The organism is Deltaproteobacteria bacterium, from assembly GCA_035063765.1.
GTDB lineage: Bacteria > Myxococcota_A > UBA9160 > UBA9160 > PR03 > CAADGG01.
In genome coordinates this window covers 53,737-71,363 of record JAPSFT010000018.1, presented here as the reverse complement: position 1 = coordinate 71,363, position 17,627 = coordinate 53,737, and the positions used below count along the sequence as shown (strand labels likewise).

The 17,627-nt window shown below is 75.3% G+C and carries 18 protein-coding genes; 7 read left to right on the top strand and 11 right to left on the bottom strand.

The features are described from left to right. Positions 1-3: 3 nt before the first annotated feature. Together OZ948_14215 and OZ948_14210 are read right to left on the bottom strand one after the other, a co-directional pair. On the bottom strand, positions 4-825 hold the full coding sequence (locus OZ948_14215; GenBank protein MEB2345882.1) for a universal stress protein: 822 nt from the start codon (positions 823-825) through the stop codon (positions 4-6). A gap of 46 nt (positions 826-871) precedes the next feature. Further along, positions 872-2,404, bottom strand: coding sequence for an aldehyde dehydrogenase family protein (locus tag OZ948_14210; protein MEB2345881.1), 1,533 nt, complete (start codon positions 2,402-2,404; stop codon positions 872-874). Positions 2,405-2,525: 121 nt separating this feature from the next. Between OZ948_14210 and OZ948_14205 the strand changes: the two genes are divergently transcribed. Genes OZ948_14205 through OZ948_14195 form a run of 3 tightly spaced genes read left to right on the top strand, consistent with a single transcriptional unit; the run spans position 2,526 to position 5,790 of the window. Then, a complete protein-coding gene (locus OZ948_14205; GenBank protein ID MEB2345880.1) occupies positions 2,526-3,713 on the top strand; it encodes a pyridoxal-phosphate dependent enzyme in 1,188 nt (395 codons plus the stop codon). After that, entirely contained in the window at positions 3,710-4,258 is a 549-nt protein-coding gene (locus OZ948_14200; GenBank protein ID MEB2345879.1) for a hypothetical protein, read from the top strand. The genes OZ948_14205 and OZ948_14200 overlap by 4 nt, the downstream gene beginning before the upstream one ends. After that, complete coding sequence (locus OZ948_14195) at positions 4,255-5,790, top strand: GMC family oxidoreductase (GenBank protein ID MEB2345878.1); 1,536 nt, start codon at positions 4,255-4,257, stop codon at positions 5,788-5,790. The genes OZ948_14200 and OZ948_14195 overlap by 4 nt, the downstream gene beginning before the upstream one ends. Before the next feature lie 5 nt (positions 5,791-5,795). On the opposite strand, the gene OZ948_14190 is transcribed toward OZ948_14195, so the two are convergent. Continuing rightward, positions 5,796-6,257 (bottom strand): CBS domain-containing protein, encoded by a 462-nt coding sequence (locus OZ948_14190; protein ID MEB2345877.1) that lies wholly within the window; start codon positions 6,255-6,257, stop codon positions 5,796-5,798. Positions 6,258-6,471: 214 nt separating this feature from the next. Here OZ948_14190 and OZ948_14185 point away from each other — a divergent pair, with 214 nt between their 5' ends. The 4 genes from OZ948_14185 to OZ948_14170 are packed head-to-tail and all read left to right on the top strand — an operon-like array spanning position 6,472 to position 10,476. Beyond that, the gene (locus OZ948_14185) at positions 6,472-6,831 is read left to right on the top strand and encodes a hypothetical protein (protein ID MEB2345876.1); all 360 of its coding nucleotides are present in this window, start codon (positions 6,472-6,474) and stop codon (positions 6,829-6,831) included. Further along, positions 6,828-8,198 carry a hypothetical protein gene (locus OZ948_14180; protein ID MEB2345875.1) on the top strand — a complete coding sequence of 457 codons (1,371 nt, stop codon included), beginning with the start codon at positions 6,828-6,830 and terminating at the stop codon, positions 8,196-8,198. The genes OZ948_14185 and OZ948_14180 overlap by 4 nt, the downstream gene beginning before the upstream one ends. A gap of 9 nt (positions 8,199-8,207) precedes the next feature. Further along, positions 8,208-9,545, top strand: a complete 1,338-nt coding sequence (locus OZ948_14175) for an AarF/UbiB family protein (GenBank protein MEB2345874.1) — start codon at positions 8,208-8,210, stop codon at positions 9,543-9,545. A gap of 7 nt (positions 9,546-9,552) precedes the next feature. Beyond that, entirely contained in the window at positions 9,553-10,476 is a 924-nt protein-coding gene (locus tag OZ948_14170) for an LLM class flavin-dependent oxidoreductase (protein MEB2345873.1), read from the top strand. A gap of 18 nt (positions 10,477-10,494) precedes the next feature. Here the strand turns inward: OZ948_14170 and OZ948_14165 are convergent, their stop codons facing one another. From OZ948_14165 to OZ948_14130, 8 genes are read right to left on the bottom strand one after another with little or no spacing between them, the layout of a single operon-like run. Further along, positions 10,495-10,674 (bottom strand): DUF4177 domain-containing protein, encoded by a 180-nt coding sequence (locus OZ948_14165; GenBank protein MEB2345872.1) that lies wholly within the window; start codon positions 10,672-10,674, stop codon positions 10,495-10,497. Between the two features lie 23 nt (positions 10,675-10,697). Further along, positions 10,698-11,672, bottom strand: coding sequence for a porphobilinogen synthase (gene hemB / locus OZ948_14160; GenBank protein MEB2345871.1), 975 nt, complete (start codon positions 11,670-11,672; stop codon positions 10,698-10,700). Further along, positions 11,669-13,219, bottom strand: coding sequence for a uroporphyrinogen-III C-methyltransferase (gene cobA, locus OZ948_14155; protein MEB2345870.1), 1,551 nt, complete (start codon positions 13,217-13,219; stop codon positions 11,669-11,671). Before cobA ends, hemB begins: the two co-directional genes overlap by 4 nt. After that, complete coding sequence (gene hemC / locus OZ948_14150; GenBank protein MEB2345869.1) at positions 13,216-14,145, bottom strand: hydroxymethylbilane synthase; 930 nt, start codon at positions 14,143-14,145, stop codon at positions 13,216-13,218. The genes cobA and hemC overlap by 4 nt, the downstream gene beginning before the upstream one ends. After that, on the bottom strand, positions 14,142-15,494 hold the full coding sequence (hemA, locus tag OZ948_14145) for a glutamyl-tRNA reductase (protein ID MEB2345868.1): 1,353 nt from the start codon (positions 15,492-15,494) through the stop codon (positions 14,142-14,144). The genes hemC and hemA overlap by 4 nt, the downstream gene beginning before the upstream one ends. Continuing rightward, the gene (ccsA, locus tag OZ948_14140) at positions 15,491-16,285 is read right to left on the bottom strand and encodes a cytochrome c biogenesis protein CcsA (GenBank protein MEB2345867.1); all 795 of its coding nucleotides are present in this window, start codon (positions 16,283-16,285) and stop codon (positions 15,491-15,493) included. The genes hemA and ccsA overlap by 4 nt, the downstream gene beginning before the upstream one ends. Continuing rightward, positions 16,285-16,671, bottom strand: a complete 387-nt coding sequence (locus tag OZ948_14135) for a hypothetical protein (GenBank protein ID MEB2345866.1) — start codon at positions 16,669-16,671, stop codon at positions 16,285-16,287. Before OZ948_14135 ends, ccsA begins: the two co-directional genes overlap by 1 nt. Continuing rightward, positions 16,668-17,627 carry a hypothetical protein gene (locus tag OZ948_14130; GenBank protein ID MEB2345865.1) on the bottom strand — a complete coding sequence of 320 codons (960 nt, stop codon included), beginning with the start codon at positions 17,625-17,627 and terminating at the stop codon, positions 16,668-16,670. The genes OZ948_14135 and OZ948_14130 overlap by 4 nt, the downstream gene beginning before the upstream one ends.

Here is a 17,627-nt window from a genome sequence, read left to right as displayed (position 1 = left end):
GGCTCAGCGCGCCAGCAGTACCGCGATCGGCGAGCTGCGCACCACGGCAGCCGAGTTGCTGCCGAGGAAGTACTCGTGGATGCGGCTGCGGCCGAAGGCGCCCATCACGATCATGCCGGCGCCGGCCTCGCGCGCGGCGTCCACGATCTTGGCGTCGGGCCGGCCGAGCGTCGAGGCGGCCTCGCGCACCCCGACGTTGGGCGCGCCGAGCAGCCGGCGCACCTCGTCGAAGCGCGCCGCCGAGCGGCCCTTGTCCTTCGAGTCCACGAAGACGTGGATCGACTCGCCGAGCTTGCCGGCGATCTCGACCGCGAGGCGCGCCGCGATCCGCGAGCCCGGCGATCCGTCGAAGGCGAGGAGCACCGGCCCTACGAGCTCGGCGCCGGCCGGCACCACCACGGCGGGCTTCGAGGTCTTGCGCAGGACGCCGTCCACCGTCGAGCCGATCAGCGCGGTACGGAAGCCGGCGTGCTCCCCGTCGCGGCCGAGCACCAGCAGGTCGGCCTGCTTGCCGCGCTCGACGATCACGTCGTCGGCCACGCCGCGGGTCGTCTCGGTGCTGCACTCGACGCTCTTCTCGCGCGCCGCCGCGGCGACGCGCCGGCAGGCCGCCTCGGCACGGGCGGACAGGAACGCCTCGAGCGCCTCGAGCGGCGGCGGCGGCACGCCCAGGCCCTCGGCCCGCAGGCCGCGCGCCATGCGCTCCTCCACCACCGACACCGCGGCCACCCGCGCGCCGAGGCGCGCGGCCAGCGCCACGCCGTAGCGCTCGGCTCCCGCCCCCGCCTCGGACCCGTCCGTCGCGATCAGCACCGTCTCGATCATCTCGACACCCCCGCGTGTCTGCTCACGAACGATCCGCCGGACCGCCTCACGACAGCCAGCGCCCGAGCGGTGTACCCCACAAGAGTCGCATCGCCCGCCGTAGCCTGCGCGTCTTGCGGGCGTCGTAGGGGAACCAGATCGGCTCGGACTTCGAGCCGAAGCGATCGACCACGATCGACTGCACCGAGCAGTAGCCCTTGAGCCCGAGCTCGCCGTTGACCCGCCCGAGGCCGCTCTCCCGGACGCCGCCGAAGGGTGACTCCGGGATCCCGTAGGTGATCATGCAGTCGTTGACCACCGCGCAACCGGACTGGATCTGCCGGGCCAGCTCGACACCCCGCCGCTTGTCGCGCGTCCAGACGTTGGCGTTGAGCCCGTAGGCGCTGTCGTTGGCCAGGCGCAGCGCGTCTGCCTCGTCGCGCACCCGCATCACCGGCATCAGCGGCCCGAAGCTCTCCTCGCGCATCACGAGCATGTCGTGGTCGACCTCGGTGAGCACGGTCGGCTCGTAGAAGAGGCCCGGGTAGCTCGGGTTGCGGCGGCCGCCGGTGCGCACGCGCGCGCCCCGCCGGCGCGCGTCCTCGACGTGGCGCTCGACCACCTCGAGCTGCGGGGGCCAGATCATCGGGCCGACGTCGGTCTCGCCGCCGGTACCCTGGCGCAGGCGCCCGGTGAGCTCCACCACGCGCCGCACGAACTCGTCCGCCACCTCGTCGACCACGTAGACGCGTTCGGTCGATACGCACACCTGCCCCGCGTTGGCGAAGGCGCCGTACACGGCGCCGGCCGCGGCGCGCTCGAGATCGGCGTCGGCGCACACCACCATCGGGTCCTTGCCGCCGAGCTCGAGCGTGCACGGGACGAGCTGGCGGCCACAGGCCTCGGCCACCTTGCGCCCGGTTCGCACGCTGCCGGTGAAGCTGATCTTGTCGACGCCCGCTTCGACCAGCGCCGCACCGGTCGTGCCGTCCCCGGTCACGCACTGCACGAGCCCTTCGGGCAGGCCGGCGGCGCGGAACAGCTCCTCGACGAGGTGGCCCGCGTGCGGCGTCACCTCGGAGGGCTTGAGCACGACGGCGTTGCCCGCCATCAGCGCCTGCGCCGTCGGGTTGAGCGCCAGGAGGAACGGGAAGTTCCAGGGCGTGACGATCCCGACCACGCCGAGCGGCTTGTGCACGAGCCGCAGCTTCTTCGACTTCATCAGGTGCAGCGGTACGGTGCGGTCGGCGAGCACCTTGCGCGCGCGCTTGGCCCAGAACTCGAGCGCGTCGCAGCCGGCGAGGAGCTCCGCCGAGAGCGCCTCGAACTCGGGCTTGCCGGTCTCGCGCGCGATCGTCGCGACGAACTCGTCCTGTCGCTGGAGCAGGACCTGCACCGCGCGGCGCAGCACGCGGCCGCGCTCCTCGAAGCTCGCTTCGGCCCAGTGCGGCTGCGCCTTGCGCGCCGACTCGACGGCCGCGCGCACGTCGTCGGCGGTGTGGATCTCGATCTCGCCGATCTCGTCCAGCGTCGCCGGATGGCGCAGGCGCAGCCGGCGGCGCCGGCCCGGGACGTCGGGTACGGACTCGACGACGGCCATGGTCCCTCCCGCGGGGTGGATCGGTCGCGAGGGTACGAAACCCGCGGGGAAGAAGTCAATCGGAGTCACGGCCGATCCACCACTCCTTGCGCGCACCTGGTCGAAGTGCGACACGGAGGACATGGGTGCGCCCTGCTCCCGCCAGGCGGCCGCCGCAACCCCGCCCGGTGCGGGTGCGGCCACCGCGGACACCGCGAGCACCGCGGGCACCGCGGGCACCGCGGGCACCGGATGGGAGCCGGCCCTGCTCCGCCGGCACCCCGCCCTCCGCGCCCTGCCCCGCGCCCGCTTCGTGAACGCTCCGACGCCCGTCGAGCCCCTGGCGCTGCCCGGCGCCCCGGCCGGCGCCTGCTTCGTCAAGCGCGACGACCGCTCCTGCCCCCTCTACGGCGGGAACAAGCCGCGCAAGCTCGAGTTCCTGCTCGGCGCGGCGCTCGCGCGCCGGACCCGGCGGCTCGTCACGACCGGCGGCATCGGGACCAATCACGGGCTCGCGACGACGATCCTCGGCCGCTCGCTCGGCCTGGCCACGACCGTCGTGTGCGTGCCCCAGCCGCCGAGCGAACACGTCCGGCGGCAGCTCGCCGACCTGCTCGCCTTCGGCGCCGAGATCCGCTTCGCCCGGAGCGTTCCCGGAGCGGCGGCCCGGGTGTCGTGGGCGCTCGCGCGCTCGAGGGCGGCGGGTGAACGCCCGCTCCTGATCCCGGCCGGCGGCTCCTCGGCCCTCGGCGACGTCGGCTACGTGTCGGCAGCCTTCGAGCTGGCCGAGCAGGTCGCGGCCGGCGTGCTGCCGGCCCCCGCCGAGATCTACGCGCCGCTCGGGACCGGCGGCACGGTCTCGGGGCTGGCGCTCGGGCTCGCACTCGCCGGGTTGCCGACCCGCGTGGTCGGCGTGCTGGTGACCGACATCCTGCCGCCGGGGGCACGCCGCGTACGCGCCCTCGCCCGCGCGAGCCTCGCCCGCCTGCGCCGGCTCGACCCCTCGCTGCCCGAGGTCCGGCTCGACGCGGGTTCCTTCGAGATCACGCGCGCGCAGCTCGGTGCCGGCTACGGCTCCCCCACCGAGGCCGGTCGCGCCGCGGCTGCGATCGCCCGCGATGCCGGGCTCGCGCTCGAGACGACCTACACGGCAAAATGTCTGGCGGAGCTGATCGACCGCCTCCGCGACGGGCGGCTGCGGGCGCCAGCGCTGTTCTGGAACACCTACAACTCGGTGGACTACCGCGCGCACGCGCCCGCCGACGCCGCGCGCCACGAGCTGCCGGCCGCCCTGCGTGCCTGGCTGGCGCGCACGGAGGCGGCGGGATGAGCGGCAGCAGCGGCCTGCGCGCGACCCGCCGCGGTTTCCTGCGCCTGGCCGGCGGGACGGGTGCACTCGCCGGCCTCGCGCAGCTCCGCGCGCTGCCTGCGGACGCGGCAGGCGAGGCCCCGACCGGTGGCGCGCCCTTCTTCGCCGCCCGCGAGCGCGAGATCCTGACCCGGATCGTCGAGCGCATGGTGGACACCGGCGAGCCGGGCGCGCCCGCGGTGCGCGACACCGGCGCGATCGACACCATCGATCGGCTGTGCCGCGCGCTCGACCCGGCGCTGACGGCTCCGCTCCCGGCCCTGGTGCGCCTCGTCGAGTGGGGTCCCCTCCTCTTCGACGGCCGGCTCGCGCGCTTCAGCAGCCTCGACGAGGCCGGCCGCGACGCGCACCTCGCGGGCTGGATGCAGAGCCGCATCGGCCTGCGCCGGCTCGCCTTCCTGGCGCTGCGCAACCTCGCCCTGCTCGGCTACTGGAGCCAGGACGCGACCTGGCCGCTGATCGGCTACCGCGGGCCCCTGATCGGGCGCGGGGCGGTAGCGTCGTGATCCGCTCGGCCCGCTCGCTCGGCGCCGACCTCGCGCTGCGCGCCGAGGTCTGCGTGATCGGCTCCGGTGCCGGCGGGGCGGTAGCGGCCGCGGAGCTCTCGGCAGGCGGCCGCGACGTCGTCGTGCTCGAAGCGGGTCCGCACTGGACGAAGCAGGACTTCACCCAGCGCGAGGACGAGATGCTGCCGCGGCTCTTCGAGGAAGCCGGGATGCGCCAGACCGCGGACGGCGCGATCACGGTCCTCCAGGGCCGCTGCATCGGCGGCTCGACCGTGCACAACCTCTGCTACTGCTTCCGCACGCCGGATCCGATCCTCGCCCTCTGGCGCGACGAGCACGGGCTGCCGGAGCTCACGCCGGCCGCGCTCGAGCCCTCCTTCGGGCGCGTCGAGGCCGGCCTCCAGGTCAAGCAGATCCGCGAGGACGAGGTGAACGCGCTGAACCGGATCATCCGGCGGGGCACGCAGGCGCTCGGCTGGTCCGGCTTCGTCACGCGTCACAACCGCGAGAATTGCGTGCAGTCCGGCTACTGCATCCTCGGCTGCAGCTACGACGCGAAGCGCTCGATGCTGGTCACCTACGTCCCGCGCGCAGACGCGGCGGGCGCGCGCATCTGGTCCGACGCCCAGGTGGAACGGATCGAGGCGGCCGGCGGGCGCGTGCGCCGGGTCCACGCGCGGGCCGCCGGCGCCAGCGGGCCGGGTCCCCGGATCACCGTCGAGGCGCCGGTCGTGGTGCTCGCGGCGGGCGCGGTGGCGACGCCCGATCTGCTGCTGCGCAGCCGCCTGGCGAACCGCAGCGGCTGGGTCGGGCGCGGCCTGCACCTGCACCCCTCGGTGATGGTCGCGGGCTTCTTCGAGGAGCCGATCCACGCCTATCGCGGCATCCCCCAGAGCTGGTACGTCGACGAGTTCATCGACCTCGAGCGCGACCCCCACCAGGGCTACGTGCTGATGCCGATCACGGGCTTTCCGGCCCTCGAGGGCACGCAGCTTCCGGGCTTCGGCCGCGACCACTTCCGCTGGATGCGGCAGTTCGCGCACACCGCCGGCCTGCTGGTGATGCTCCACGACCGCAGCGAGGGCAGCGTCGAGTCGGGGCCCTCGCTCGCGCGGCCGCGCCTTCGCTACACGCTCGAGCGCGACGACGAGCGCCAGCTCGCCGAGGGCCTCGTCCACTGCTGCGAGCTGCTGCTCGCCGCCGGCGCGCGCGAGGTCCTGGTGCCCTACCTGGACGAGCCGCTGGTGGTGCGCCCGGGGGACGACCTTCGGGCGATCACGCGCCGCGGCGCCGCGGCCGGCACGATCCCGATCGCCTCGACCCATCCGCAGTCGAGCTGCCGGATGGGCGGCGATCCGCGCCGCTCGGTCGTGAACGCCTGGGGCGAGTGCCACGAGCTCCCGGGCCTCTTCGTGGCCGACATGAGCGTGTTCCCGACCTCGCTCGGCGCGCCGCCGCAGATCACGACCGCCGCGCTCGCCGACCGCACCGCACGTCACGTGCTCGAGCGCTGGCCCGCCTGGGGCCGCTGACGACCTCAGCTTCCGGCCGGGTCGGGCGACACGCCCGCGACCCAGCAGAGCACGTCGGTCTCGGTGACGAGCCCCACGAGCTCCTCGCCGTCGACGACCGGCAGGCAGCCCACCTTGTGGTCCGCCATCAGCCGCGCCGCGAGCTGGACCGAGGCATCCGGGTCGATCACGATCGGCGGGGCCGACATCACCCCCTCGATCTCGATCGCGTGCAGGAAGGCGCGCCGGGCCTCGCTGCCGTAGGAGCCGAGCTCGGAGAGCGAGGTCCGGAGCAGATCGCGCTGCGAGAGCACCCCGACCAGCCGGCCGCCGTGCACCACGGGCATGTGGCGCACCCGTCCGAGCGTCATGATATCCTCGACCGTCGACAGGCGTTCCGTCACACCGATCGTGACGATCTTCGTCTGCATGATGTCGCGGACGCGCGTCGTCGTGCTCAGGGTCGCGGGGGACGTCTCGCGAGTCATGGTTCCTCGAGCCGGCCCCGGCGATCGGAGTCCAGCGATCGGAGTCTGACGGTCGACGGCGAGGATCCTCCGGCGACCGGACCGGGATCCCATCCAGGAGGCAGTCTACTCGATGAGCGCTCCGCGAGGGAAAGGAACGGGGCGGCGCCCGAACGCACCGCGCCCGGCGGAGGACGCCGAGGCAGGCTCACCCCGCCCCGAGGCCGCGGGGCGCGTGCCCGACCTGCTGCGGCGGGTGGTCGGCCTCGGCTTCTCGGGCCTGTTCCTGACCGAGGAGGTGGTGCGCAAGGCGCTCGGCGAGACGCTTCCGCGGGACTGGGTGGACTTCGCTGCCGCCCAGAGCGAGCGGACGCGCCGCGAGCTGATCGACCGCGTGGCGGGCGAGATCGGGCGCACCCTCGACGGGATCGACCTGCCCTCCCTGGCCGAGCGGCTGCTGCGCGGCCACGCCGTCGAGGTGACGGCACGGATCCGCTTCGTCCCGCGCAAGGGCGCCGCTCCCGACGACGCCGGGGAAACGGCACGCCGGCACTCGCTGCGCATCGCGATCGCCGACGACGAGGAAGGGCCATGAGCGCGCCGGGGCGGGCGAGGCCGGCGCTGGCGCGGCGCGCGGCCGGCTTCGCCCTGCTGCTCGCCTCGCTCGGGTGGACGGCGCTCATCCACCACGGGCTCGGGCCGCGGCCGGAGCTCGGTGCCGAGTGGTACTCCCCGACCGGCTTCGTGACGCGCGCCCTGCTCGGCACGCCGCTCGAGTCGCTGGTCACCGAGCGGTGGAAGGGCTTGCTCGCGTTCGGGACACCCGCCCTGCTGCTCCTGGCGGCCTGCTGGGCCACGACGCGCTCGGCGCTGGTCCGCGCCGCCGCGACGACCTCGGCGATCGCCGCCGCCGCCTTCCTGCTCTACGCGTTCGGCTCGGAGATCGCCCGCGTGGCCTGGACGCTGTTCCACTGGCGGATGTCGGCCTCCCTGCTCGCGATCTCCGCCGTCGCCGGCGTCGCGCTGACCTCGCCGTGGCTCGCGGCGAGCTGGCTGCGGCTGTCGTGGCCGCTGCGCCTCGCCACCTTCCTGCCGATCGCGCTCGGCGTGGTCGCGATCGAGCGCGGCGTCACGGGTACGAACGAGCGGCTGCCCTTCGCGCTCTCGCCGTGGCCCGTGGTGCAGGTCTTCGGCCTCGAGGTGGTCGGCACGATCGTGGCCTCGCTGCTCGCCGGCACCGCGCTCGGGCTCGGCGGGCTCGCCCTGCTGCGGCGCGGCCGGGGCGCGCTCGGCCTCGAGGTGCCGCTCGGCATCCTGGCGCTCGCGCTCGGGCTCGCCCTGCCGGCCGCCTGGCTCGCCCTCGGCGGACAGGGTTTCCTTCCCTTCCGGTCCGGAGGACGGGGCTTCCTGGTGGCGACGGTCCTGTGCGCGCTGGCGCTGGCGACCGCTGCGCGGGCCCGGCCGGGATCCCGGGGGCTGGCGCGGCCGGGACCGGTCGCGGGCGGGTCGGATCGGCTCCTCGGGCGGGCCCGCATCCTCGGGACGGCCGCCGTCCTGCTCGGCCTCCCCCTGCTGGTCGGACAGGCCTGGGCGCGCGTCGACTACACGCGCAACCGCGAGGTCCAGGCCCAGCGCGTGATCGACGCCCTGGCCCGCTACTACGAGCGCGAGCAGATCTATCCCGAGACGCTCGAGGCGCTCGTCGCGAGCAAGGACCTCGAGGCGGTGCCGAGGCCCCGGCTCGGCTTCGGCCTGTTCGGCAACGGCACGAGCTTCACCTACCAGGCCTTCGGCACCAGCTACCTGCTCGAGTTCCCTGCTCCGCGCTGGGTGCAGTGCGCCTACAACCCGCCCTACGAAGACGAAGAGCTCGACGAGGACGCGCCGGCGCCGGGCGAGGCGGAGGACGAGGCGATGGCCGGCGCCTGGTCCTGCCCCTCCGCGCCTCCCGAGCTCTGGTAGCCTCGTCGCATGGCGAAGCCGGGCGCGGCGGCAACCCTCGGAGCGGTGGAACGCATCGAGCGGGCGCGCCGGCTCGGGGTCACGGTCGGGCGCGTGTACCTCGGCATCAAGACGAACCAGGTGCTCGCCCGGGGCCTGCCGCGCGAGCAGATGCGCCAGCGCTGGCGGCGCTTCCACCGCGACAGCGCCGAGAGCGTCTACCAGACCGCCGTGGACCTGCGCGGCCTGGTGCTGAAGGGCTGCCAGTACCTCGGCGCGCGCGCCGACCTGCTCCCGCGCGAGTGGGTCGAGGTGCTCGCGCGCCTGCAGGACCGGGTGCCGCCGCGTTCGCTGCCCGTGATCCGGCGCGTGGTCGAGCACGAGCTCGGCCACCCGCTCGAGTCCGTCTTCCGGCGCTTCTCGCCACAGCCGGTGGCGTCGGCCTCGCTCGCGCAGGTGCACGAGGCGGTGCTCCACGACGGCACGCGGGTCGCGGTGAAGGTGCAGTATCCCGAGATCGCCGACCTGGTCCGCAGCGACCTCTCGAACCTGCGCGCGCTGTTCCGGGCGATCGGCTGGCTGGAGCGCGACCTCGACCTGATGCCGATCGTCGACGAGCTGGGCCGCTACCTGCCGGCCGAGCTCGACTTCCTGACCGAGGCGCGCAACGCAGAGCGGGTGGCAGCGCTCTTCGCCGGCTGCCGCGACGTGCGTGTGCCGCGCATCCATCCCGAGTGGACCACCGGGCGCGTGCTGGTGATGGAGTACGTGGACGGCGTGAAGGTCACCGACCGGCTGGCGCTCACCGCCGCCGGGATCGACCCCGATGCGGTGGTGCGTACGCTCGTCGAGGCCTGGTGCCGGCAGGTGCTGGTGGACGGCTTCTTCCAGGCCGATCCCCACCCGGGCAACCTGCTGGTCGAACCCGACGGTGCCGGTGGCGCGCGTCTCGTGCTGCTCGACTTCGGCCTCGCCAAGGAGCTGCCGGGCTCGTTCCGCGAGGACCTGCTGGTGCTGCTGGCCGCCGTCCTGCAACGCGATCCCGACGCCATCGCCTGGTCCCTCGACGATCTGGGCTTCGTGACGCGCGACGGCTCGCTCGCCTCCCTGGCGACGCTTGCGCGCGTCGGCCTCGAGATGCTGCGCGAGCTGTCGGCGTCGGGCTCGCTCGGGCCGGAGGCCATGGAGCGGATCGGCGAGCGACTGGTCGAGCAGATGCGCGACGACCCGCTGGTCCGGGTGCCGAGCCACGTGGTGCTGTTGGCGCGCACCCTGGGGCTGCTCTCGGGCGTGGCGCGCTCCCTCGAGAGCCGCGTCGACCCGCTGTCGATCGTCTTCCCCTACATGACCGGCGCGGTGTCGCGTTAGGCCGCGGGTGCGACCTCCGCTCGCGCTCGGCCTCGCGCTCGGCGGCCCCGCCGATGCGCGCGGCTGGGCGCGAGCGTGCGCGCTCGCGGCGTGGGCCGACCGGGTGGGACTCGATTCGCTCTGGTTGCCCGAGGGCCATCTGCGCCGCGGCGCGCCGGCCTCCCCGCTGCTCGGGCTCGCGGCCTTCGCCATGCACACCGGGCGGATCCGGCTCGCCACCACCTCGCTCCTGCTCTCGATCCACGACCCGCTCCGGGTCGCTGCCGAGGTGGCAGCGCTCGACCAGCTCTCGGGGGGCCGCGTCGTGCTCGGGCTCGGCCGCGGCTTCGAGCCGGCGATGCTGCGGGCCTTCGGCGTCGAGCCGCGCACCAAGCGCGACCGCTTCGAGGACGCCCTCGACACGATCCTGCACGCCTGGCGCGACGCGGGCGACGGCGCGCCGCGCCCCCTGCAGCGCCCGCACCCGCCGCTCTTCGTCGCCGCCTTCGGCCCGAAGGGTCTCGCGCAGGCGGCCCGCCGCGGGCTTCCCTACCTGGCCTCCCCGCTCGAGAGCCTGGCCGCGCTCGAGCGCAACTACGCCCGCCACACGGAGCTGCTGCCGCCGGGAGCGCCGGTGCCGCCCGTCGCGGTGATGCGGACCGTCCACGTCGCCGCCGACGGCGCCGAGGCGCGCCGGGTGCGGGAGGCCGCCGATGCGGAGTTCGCCGCGCTCGCTGCGCGCAGCACGGGCGTCCTCGCCGGCGCGGCCTCCGGGTCCGCGGCGGAGCGCACGATCGTCGGGGAGGCCGCCGAGGTGGCCGACACCATCGCCCGCTATCGCGAGCGGCTGGGGGTCGATCTCCTCGTGGTACGCGGCGCCGCGCGCAGCGACGAGCGCGAGCGGCGCGCCTCGCTCGAGCGGCTCGCGGGCGACGTGCTGCCCCGCCTGTGAGCCGGCTCCGGCAGCGCGTCAGCCGCCGCCCTCGTCGTCTCGCGAGAAGGTGACGAAGGCCATCGCCGGCCGCTTGGAGGACTCGCGCATCGCGAAGTGGTAGCCCTCGAAGCGCCAGCCCTGGGCGGCCCACTCGTTCAGGATGCGCTCGAGCTCCTCGTCCGTGGGCGAGCTGCACTCGACGACCTTGTAGCGCAAGGCGCTGCTCCCGGCCCCGCCGCTCAGGGCGTGAGCCGCGCGGCGATCTCGCGCGCGGCGTAGGTCAGGATGAAGTCCGCGCCGGCGCGCTTGATCGCGACCAGCGTCTCCAGCATTGCGCGCGGGCCGTCGAGCCAGCCGCGGGCTGCTGCTGCCATCAGCATCGCGTACTCACCCGAGACGTGGTACGCGGCGAGCGGTACGTCGAAGCGACGGCGCGCCTCTGCCAGCACGTCGAGATAGGGCAGCGCGGGCTTCACCATCAGGACGTCGGCGCCCTCCTCGAGATCGAGCGCCATCTCGCGCAGCGCCTCGCGGCGGTTCGGTGGATCCATCTGGTAGCCGCGTCGGTCCCCGAAGGCCGGCGTGCTCTCGGCGGCCTCGCGGAACGGGCCGTAGAAGGCGCTTGCGTACTTGGCCGCGTAGGCGAGGATCGGCACGTCCGCGAAGCCGCCCGCGTCGAGGACGCGCCGGATCGCCGCCACCCGTCCGTCCATCATGTCCGAGGGCGCCACCACGTCGGCGCCGGCGCGGGCGTGCGAGAGCGCGGTCGCGGCGAGCCGTTCGAGGCTCGGGTCGTTCGCGACCTCCTCGCCCTCGAGCACGCCGCAGTGGCCGTGGTCGGTGTACTCGCACAGGCAGACGTCGGTGATCACGCACAGCTCGGGCACCGCGCGCTTGGCGGCCGCGACGGCACGCTGCACGATCCCGAGCGGGTCGTCCGCGCCCGAGCCGCGCGCGTCCTTCGCCGCCGGGATCCCGAACAGGATCACCGCCGGAATGCCGAGGTCGGCTACGCGCTTGCACTCCTCGCCCAGCAGGTCGGCGGAGAGCCGCTCGACGCCGGGCATCGAGGCGACCGGCTCGCGCACGCCCCGGCCCTCCACCGCGAAGAGCGGCAGCACGAGGTCGTCGCGGCCGAGGCGCGTCTCGCGCGCCAGCCGGCGCAGCGATTCGCTGCGGCGCAGGCGTCGCATCCGGACGGAGGGAAAGCTCATCGCCGATCTCCCGTTTCGTGCCCTCCGGCGCGCCGGCCGGCGAAGTCCTCGGCCAGCGCGTCCACGAGCGCCCGCATCTCGGCCCGCGCGGCCTCGACCTGCGGCGGCAGGCCGCACTCCCGCAGCGCTTCCGCGGTCGGCCCGCCGATCGCCCCGATCCGCAGGCCCGCCGCCGCACGGCGTGCCGGCTCGTCGAGGAGCGCGACGAAGCGGCGCGCCGTCTCGGGGCTCGTGAAGGTCAGGGCGTCGAGCTCGCCGCGCACGAGCGCTCCGCGCAGGGCCGGCGCGTCCACCTCGGCGGGCGCGGTGCGATAGATCACCGCCTCGTCCACCTGCGCGCCCGCCGCGCGGAGCCCGTCGGGCAGCAGGCTGCGGGCGGACGCGCCGCGCACGAAGAGGTAGCGGCGGCCCGCCGCCTCGCCGCGCAGCGCCGCCAGGAGCGAGACGGCGTCGAAGCGCTCGCCGGGGACCTCCGCTCGGGGGAAGCCCACGCGGCGCGCCGCTCCGGCGGTGGCGGTGCCCACGCAGATCGCGCGCGGCGCGCGCGCCGGCTCACGGCCTGCCGCGACGAGCCGCGCCGCGAAGAGGCGAGCCGCGTTCGCGCTCGTGAACAGGAGCGCGTCGTAGCGGGCGAGCGCGGCCAGCGCGTCGGCCACGCCCTCCCCGTCCGGCGTCGCGAGCACGCGCAGCATCGGGACGCACACCGGCTCGGCGCCCGCCGCGCGCAGGAGGGCGGCCAGGCCGCCGGCCTGCCCGGCGGGCCGCGTCACCAGCACGCGGCGGCCGAAGAGCGGCGCGTCCTCGAACCAGGCGAGCTCCTCGCGCAGCCGCACGACCTCCCCGATCACGACCACGGCCGGCGCCGACAGCCCGGCCGCGCGCACGCGCGGGGCGAGCTCGCCGAGCGGGGCGGTCACGACGCGCTGCCGCGCGGTCGCCGCCTCCATCACCACCGCGGCGGGCGTGCTCGCATCGCGTCCTTCCGTGATCAGCGTCTCCACGATCGTCTCGAGGTTGCGCATGCCCATCAGCACGACGAGGGTGTCCACCGCAGTCGCGAGCCGGTCCCAGCGGATCGCGGTCCAGGGCCGGGTGGCGTCCTTGTGGCCAGTCACCACCGCGAACGAGGACCCGTGACGCCGGTCGGTGACGGGGATGCCGGCAAAGGAGGGAGCGCACAGGGCCGAGGTCACGCCGGGGATCACCTCGAAGGGTACGCCCGCGGCCCGGCAGGCGCTCGCCTCCTCGGCGCCACGGCCGAAGACGAACGGGTCCCCGCCCTTGAGCCGCACCACCACCCGGCCCGCGCGGGCGCGCGAGACCAGCAGCGCCTGGATCTCCTCCTGGCTCCGGATCGGGTCCTCGTGCCCGCGCTTGCCGACGTCGACCCGCTCGGCGCCGGCGGGCGCCAGGGCCAGCAGCTCGCGCGCGACCAGCGTGTCGTAGACGACGACGTCGGCGCCGCGCAAGGCTTCGGCGCCGCGTACCGTGATCAGGTCCGGGGCGCCGGGGCCGGCCCCGACCAGCAGCACGCGGCCACTGCTCATCCCCCCGCTCCCGGCTCGCGGCAGGCGGCGAGGATCGCCTCCGCCCCGGCCGCGAGCAGTGCGTCCGCGACGCGGCGCCCGAGCGCCTCCGGCTCCTCGCCCTCGCCCTCCGCGCGCACGATGGGCGCACCCTCGGGCGCCGCCACCAGCGCGCGCAGCCGGAGCCGGCCGCCGGGGAGCGGCTGCGCATGGCCCGCGAGCGGAACGTTGCAGTCGCCTTCGAGCCGGGCGAGCAGCGCGCGCTCGGCCGCGAGCGCGCGCGCGCTGGCGGGATCGCTTAGCGCTGCGAGCTCGCCGGCCAGGGCGCCCCCGGCCCGCGCCTCGATCGCGAGGACACCCTGCCCGATCGCCGGCAGCAGGCGCTCGGGCGCAATGCGCTCGTCGATGCGGTCGGCGAGCCCGAGCCGCTCGAGCCCGGCGCAGGCGAGGATCACCGCGTCGAGGCGGCCGCCGGCAACCTGCTCGAGGCGGGTCGGGACGTTGCCGCGCAGCGGCACGATCTCGAGCTCCGGCCGCCAGGCCCGGAGCTGTGCCGCGCGTCGCGCGCTGCCCGTGCCGACCCGCGCGCCGGCCGGGAGCGCCGCCACGCTCGCGAAGCGCCCGCCGGCCGCGAGCGCGTCCCGCGGGTCGGCGCGCTCGGGGAAGGCCACGAGCGCGAGCCCCTCCGGCAGGCGGGCCGGCAGGTCCTTGGCGCTGTGCACCGCCAGGTCGGCGCGCCCGTCGAGGAGCGCCTCCTCGAGCTCCTTCACGAACAGGCCCTTGCCGCCGACCTTCGCGAGCGACACGCCGGCGAGCCGGTCGCCGGTGGTGCGCAGCGGCACGAGCTCGGTCGCGACGCCGAGCCGCTCCTCGATGCGGCGCGCGACCCAGCCGGTCTGCGTCAGCGCGAGCTGGCTCGCGCGCGTCGCGATGCGCAGCGGCTTCATGCCCGGCCGGGCCCGGGCTCGTCCCCCGGATCGGGCGGCGGGCCGTCGTCCAGGTCGGCCTCGGCGCCCGGCGCCGAGGGGTCGTCCAGGGCGAAGAGCACGCGCGCGGCCTGGAGGTAGGCGAGCCCCTCCTCGCGCTCGGCCTGCGCGCGCAGCCGCGAGACCGGCGCATGCAGCACCTTGTTCACGATCGCTCGCGTCAGCGCCTCGACCGCCCGGCGCGCCTCCTCGTCGGGTGCGGCACGCGCCACCCAGCGAGCAAGCTCCGCCTCGCGCACCGCCTCGGCGCGGCCGCGCAGGCGGCGGATCGTCGGCACGGCGGCCAGCGCCGTGAGCCAGCCGCCGAAGCGGTCGACCTCCTCCTGCACGATCCCCTCGGCCCGCACCGTCTCGCGTCGGCGCTCCTCGGCGTTGGCCTCCGCGACACCGCCGAGGTCGTCGAGGTCGTAGAGGTACACGTCGTCGAGGTCGTTCACGCCCGCATCGACGTTGCGTGGCACGCCGATGTCGATGACGAAGATCGGGCGGCGGCGCCGGACCCGCAGCGCCTCCTCGAAGAGCGGCACGTCGAGCAGCGGCCGGTCGGCGGCGAAGCAGGTGAGCACGACGTCGGCGCCCGCCACCAGCGCCGGCAGCTCGTCGAGACCGTGGGCGGAGGCACCGAAGCGCCCTGCCAGCTCCGCCGCGTGCGCGGGCGTGCGGTTCGCGACCGCGATGCCGGCCAGACCCGCCCCGCGCAGCGCCTCGAGCGCCATCTCGATCATGTCGCCGGCGCCCACCAGCAGCGCCCGCTTGTCCGCCAGCGTCTCGAAGATCTGGCTCGCGAGATCGACGGCGATCCGCGCCACCGAGACCGGCCGCTCGGCGATGCGGGTCTCGCTCCGCACCCGCTTCGCAGCGGCGAAGGCCGCGGCGAACAGGCGCGAGAGCACGGGCCCGCTCGCGCCGCACTCCGCGGCCACCCGGTAGGCGTCCTTCACCTGCCCGAGGATCTGCGGCTCGCCCACCACCAGCGAGTCAATCGACGCCGCCACGCGCAGCAGGTGCCGGACCGCGTCGGTGTCGACGTGCTCGTAGAGGACCGCGTGCGAGGAGAGGTGCTCGGGCAGGGGCTCGCCGCGGCCGAGATCGCGCAGGAAGAAGCTGCGCAGCCGGTGGCGCGCGGCCTCGAGCCGCCGCGTGGTGACGATCACCTCGACCCGGTTGCAGGTGGAGAGCAGCACCGCCTCCTCGATCTCCTCCCCGGCCACCAGCTTGGCGAGCCACGGCCCGGTCTCGTCCACCACGAAGCGCTCGCGCACCTCGATCGGCGCGGTGCGGTGGTTCATCCCGGCCAGCAGGATCTTCACAGGATCGCCTCCACGCCGATCACCGCGAAGAACAGGAACGCGAAGCCGGCCGTGGCGGCGACGGCCGCCTCGCGGCCACGCCAGCCCATCGCGAAACGCGCCAGCACGAGGCCCAGGTAGACCGCCCAGCCGATCGCGGTCCAGAGCGCATGAGCGCTGCCGTCCCAGGTGTGGCCGGTGAGGGCGTGGGTCCAGATCATCCCGGCGACGACGCCGAGCGTGAGGAGCGGGAAGCCGAGCGCGAGCGCCACGACGTTGACGCGGTCGAGCGCCTCGAGCGAGGGCAGCGAGCGCAGCAGCGAGCCGCCGCGCTTGGCCTTGAGCTGGCGGTTCCCGACGAGGAACAGCACCCCCGCGACGCCTGCGACACCGAGGAGGGACAGGCCGGCGCTGGCCAGGATCACGTGCAGGTGCGGCCAGCCGCCCGCGCCGGGAGGGCTCGCCGGCGTCACGCCCGGCAGGCCCGCAGCCGCGTAGAGCGTGGCCGCGAAGGCAAAGGGGGCGGTGAGGCCCGCCAGGCTCTCGAGCCGGCCACGGCGCAGCAGCACCAGCGCGAACACCACGCCGAGCCAGGCCATCCAGGAGACCGCCGCGGCGAGCGTCGTGAGCGCGGGGGGCGGGTCGAGCCAGTGCAGCCCGACGAAGCCCACGAGGTGCACGAGCGCGCCGATCGCGAGGACCCACACCGCGAGCCGTGCCAGCCGGGCGTCGGGCAGTGCGAGGCCGAGCGCGGTGCCGAGCGTCGCGACCAGGTACAGGACGGCAGCGAGCTGGTGCAGCAGGACCGCCATCAGGGCAACCCCCTTCGCACCTGCTCGGCGATCCGGAAGCCGTCCTGCACGGACTCGAACACGCGCAGCGCGGGCTCGCTCGCGAGCACGAAACGGATCTCCTCGATCGCACCCTCCCCGGCCAGGTGCGCCCGTGCCTCCTCGAGCAGCAGCTCCGCCACCCGCTGCAGGGGCAGGCCGGCACCGGCGCCCAGTGCAGGCACCACGATCGTGCGCGCGCCGCGCGCCGCCGCGCCCGCCAGCGCCTGGCGCCACGCGCCGCGCAGCGACGCTTCGAGCGCCTCGCGCCCGGCGTCGCACACGAGCGCCACCGTGGTCGCGTCCACGATCACGTCGGCGGATTCGAGCGCCGGGTCGCCGGCGCGGAAGGTGATCCGTCCCCTCATCGCCCGCCCTCGGCCCGCTCGACGAGGCCGGCGGCCAGCAGCGGCAGCAGGATCTCGTGCTGGCCGACGATCGAGATCCCACGCCCGCCGAGCCGCGTCGGGCGCTCGACCACGTTCACGGTCGGCCGATAGTGGCGCAGGAAGTCGAGGTTCACGGTGGTGAAGCGGCGCACGCGGTGGCCCAGGTTGCGCGCGAGCGCGAGCGCCTTCAGGAACACCTCGGGCAGGATCACCGCCGAGCCGACGTTCAGGTAGACGCCGCCCTCGAGCGTCGCGACGAGGCCCGCCAGGGTCTCGAAGTCGCGATGGCTGGTGGCACCGAGCGCCGCGCCGTCGGCGCTCGGGTGCATGTGATGGACGTCGGTGCCGATCGCGGCATGCACGGTGACGGGCACGCCCTGCCGCGCAGCGGCGGCGAGGATCGAGCGTTCCTTGTGGCGATAGCGGCCGGCCAGGATCGCACGCCCGACCGCCGCACCCATGCCGAGCCCCTCCGCGGCGCCACGGGCGATCGCCTCGTTCAGCTCCCGCGCCGTCTCGCGCGCCATCCCGAAGCTGCCGTCGTCGAGCGCCGGTGCCACGTCCTCGCTGGTGGCGCCCATCGCCGCCAGCTCGAGGTCGTGGACACAACCGGCGCCGTTCATGAGGATCCCGCTCACGAAGCCGCGCTCGACGAGGTCCACGACCACCGGCGCGAGCCCCACCTTGATCACGTGCGCGCCGAGGCCCCACAGGATCGTGCGGCCGCGCGCGCGAGCACGCACCGCCGCATCGATCACCTCGCGCAGGTCCGCGGCGCCGAGCAGATCGGGAAGGCCGTCGAGGAAGTCCGCGAAGGAGGCGCCCGGCCGGTGCGGCCGCGCCTCGTCGCGCCGGCGCACCTTGCTCGGGCGGCGGCGGGCCGGGATCGTGCGCACGCGCGCGCGATCGATGCGGGGCGGCTGGCGCGGCGGCAC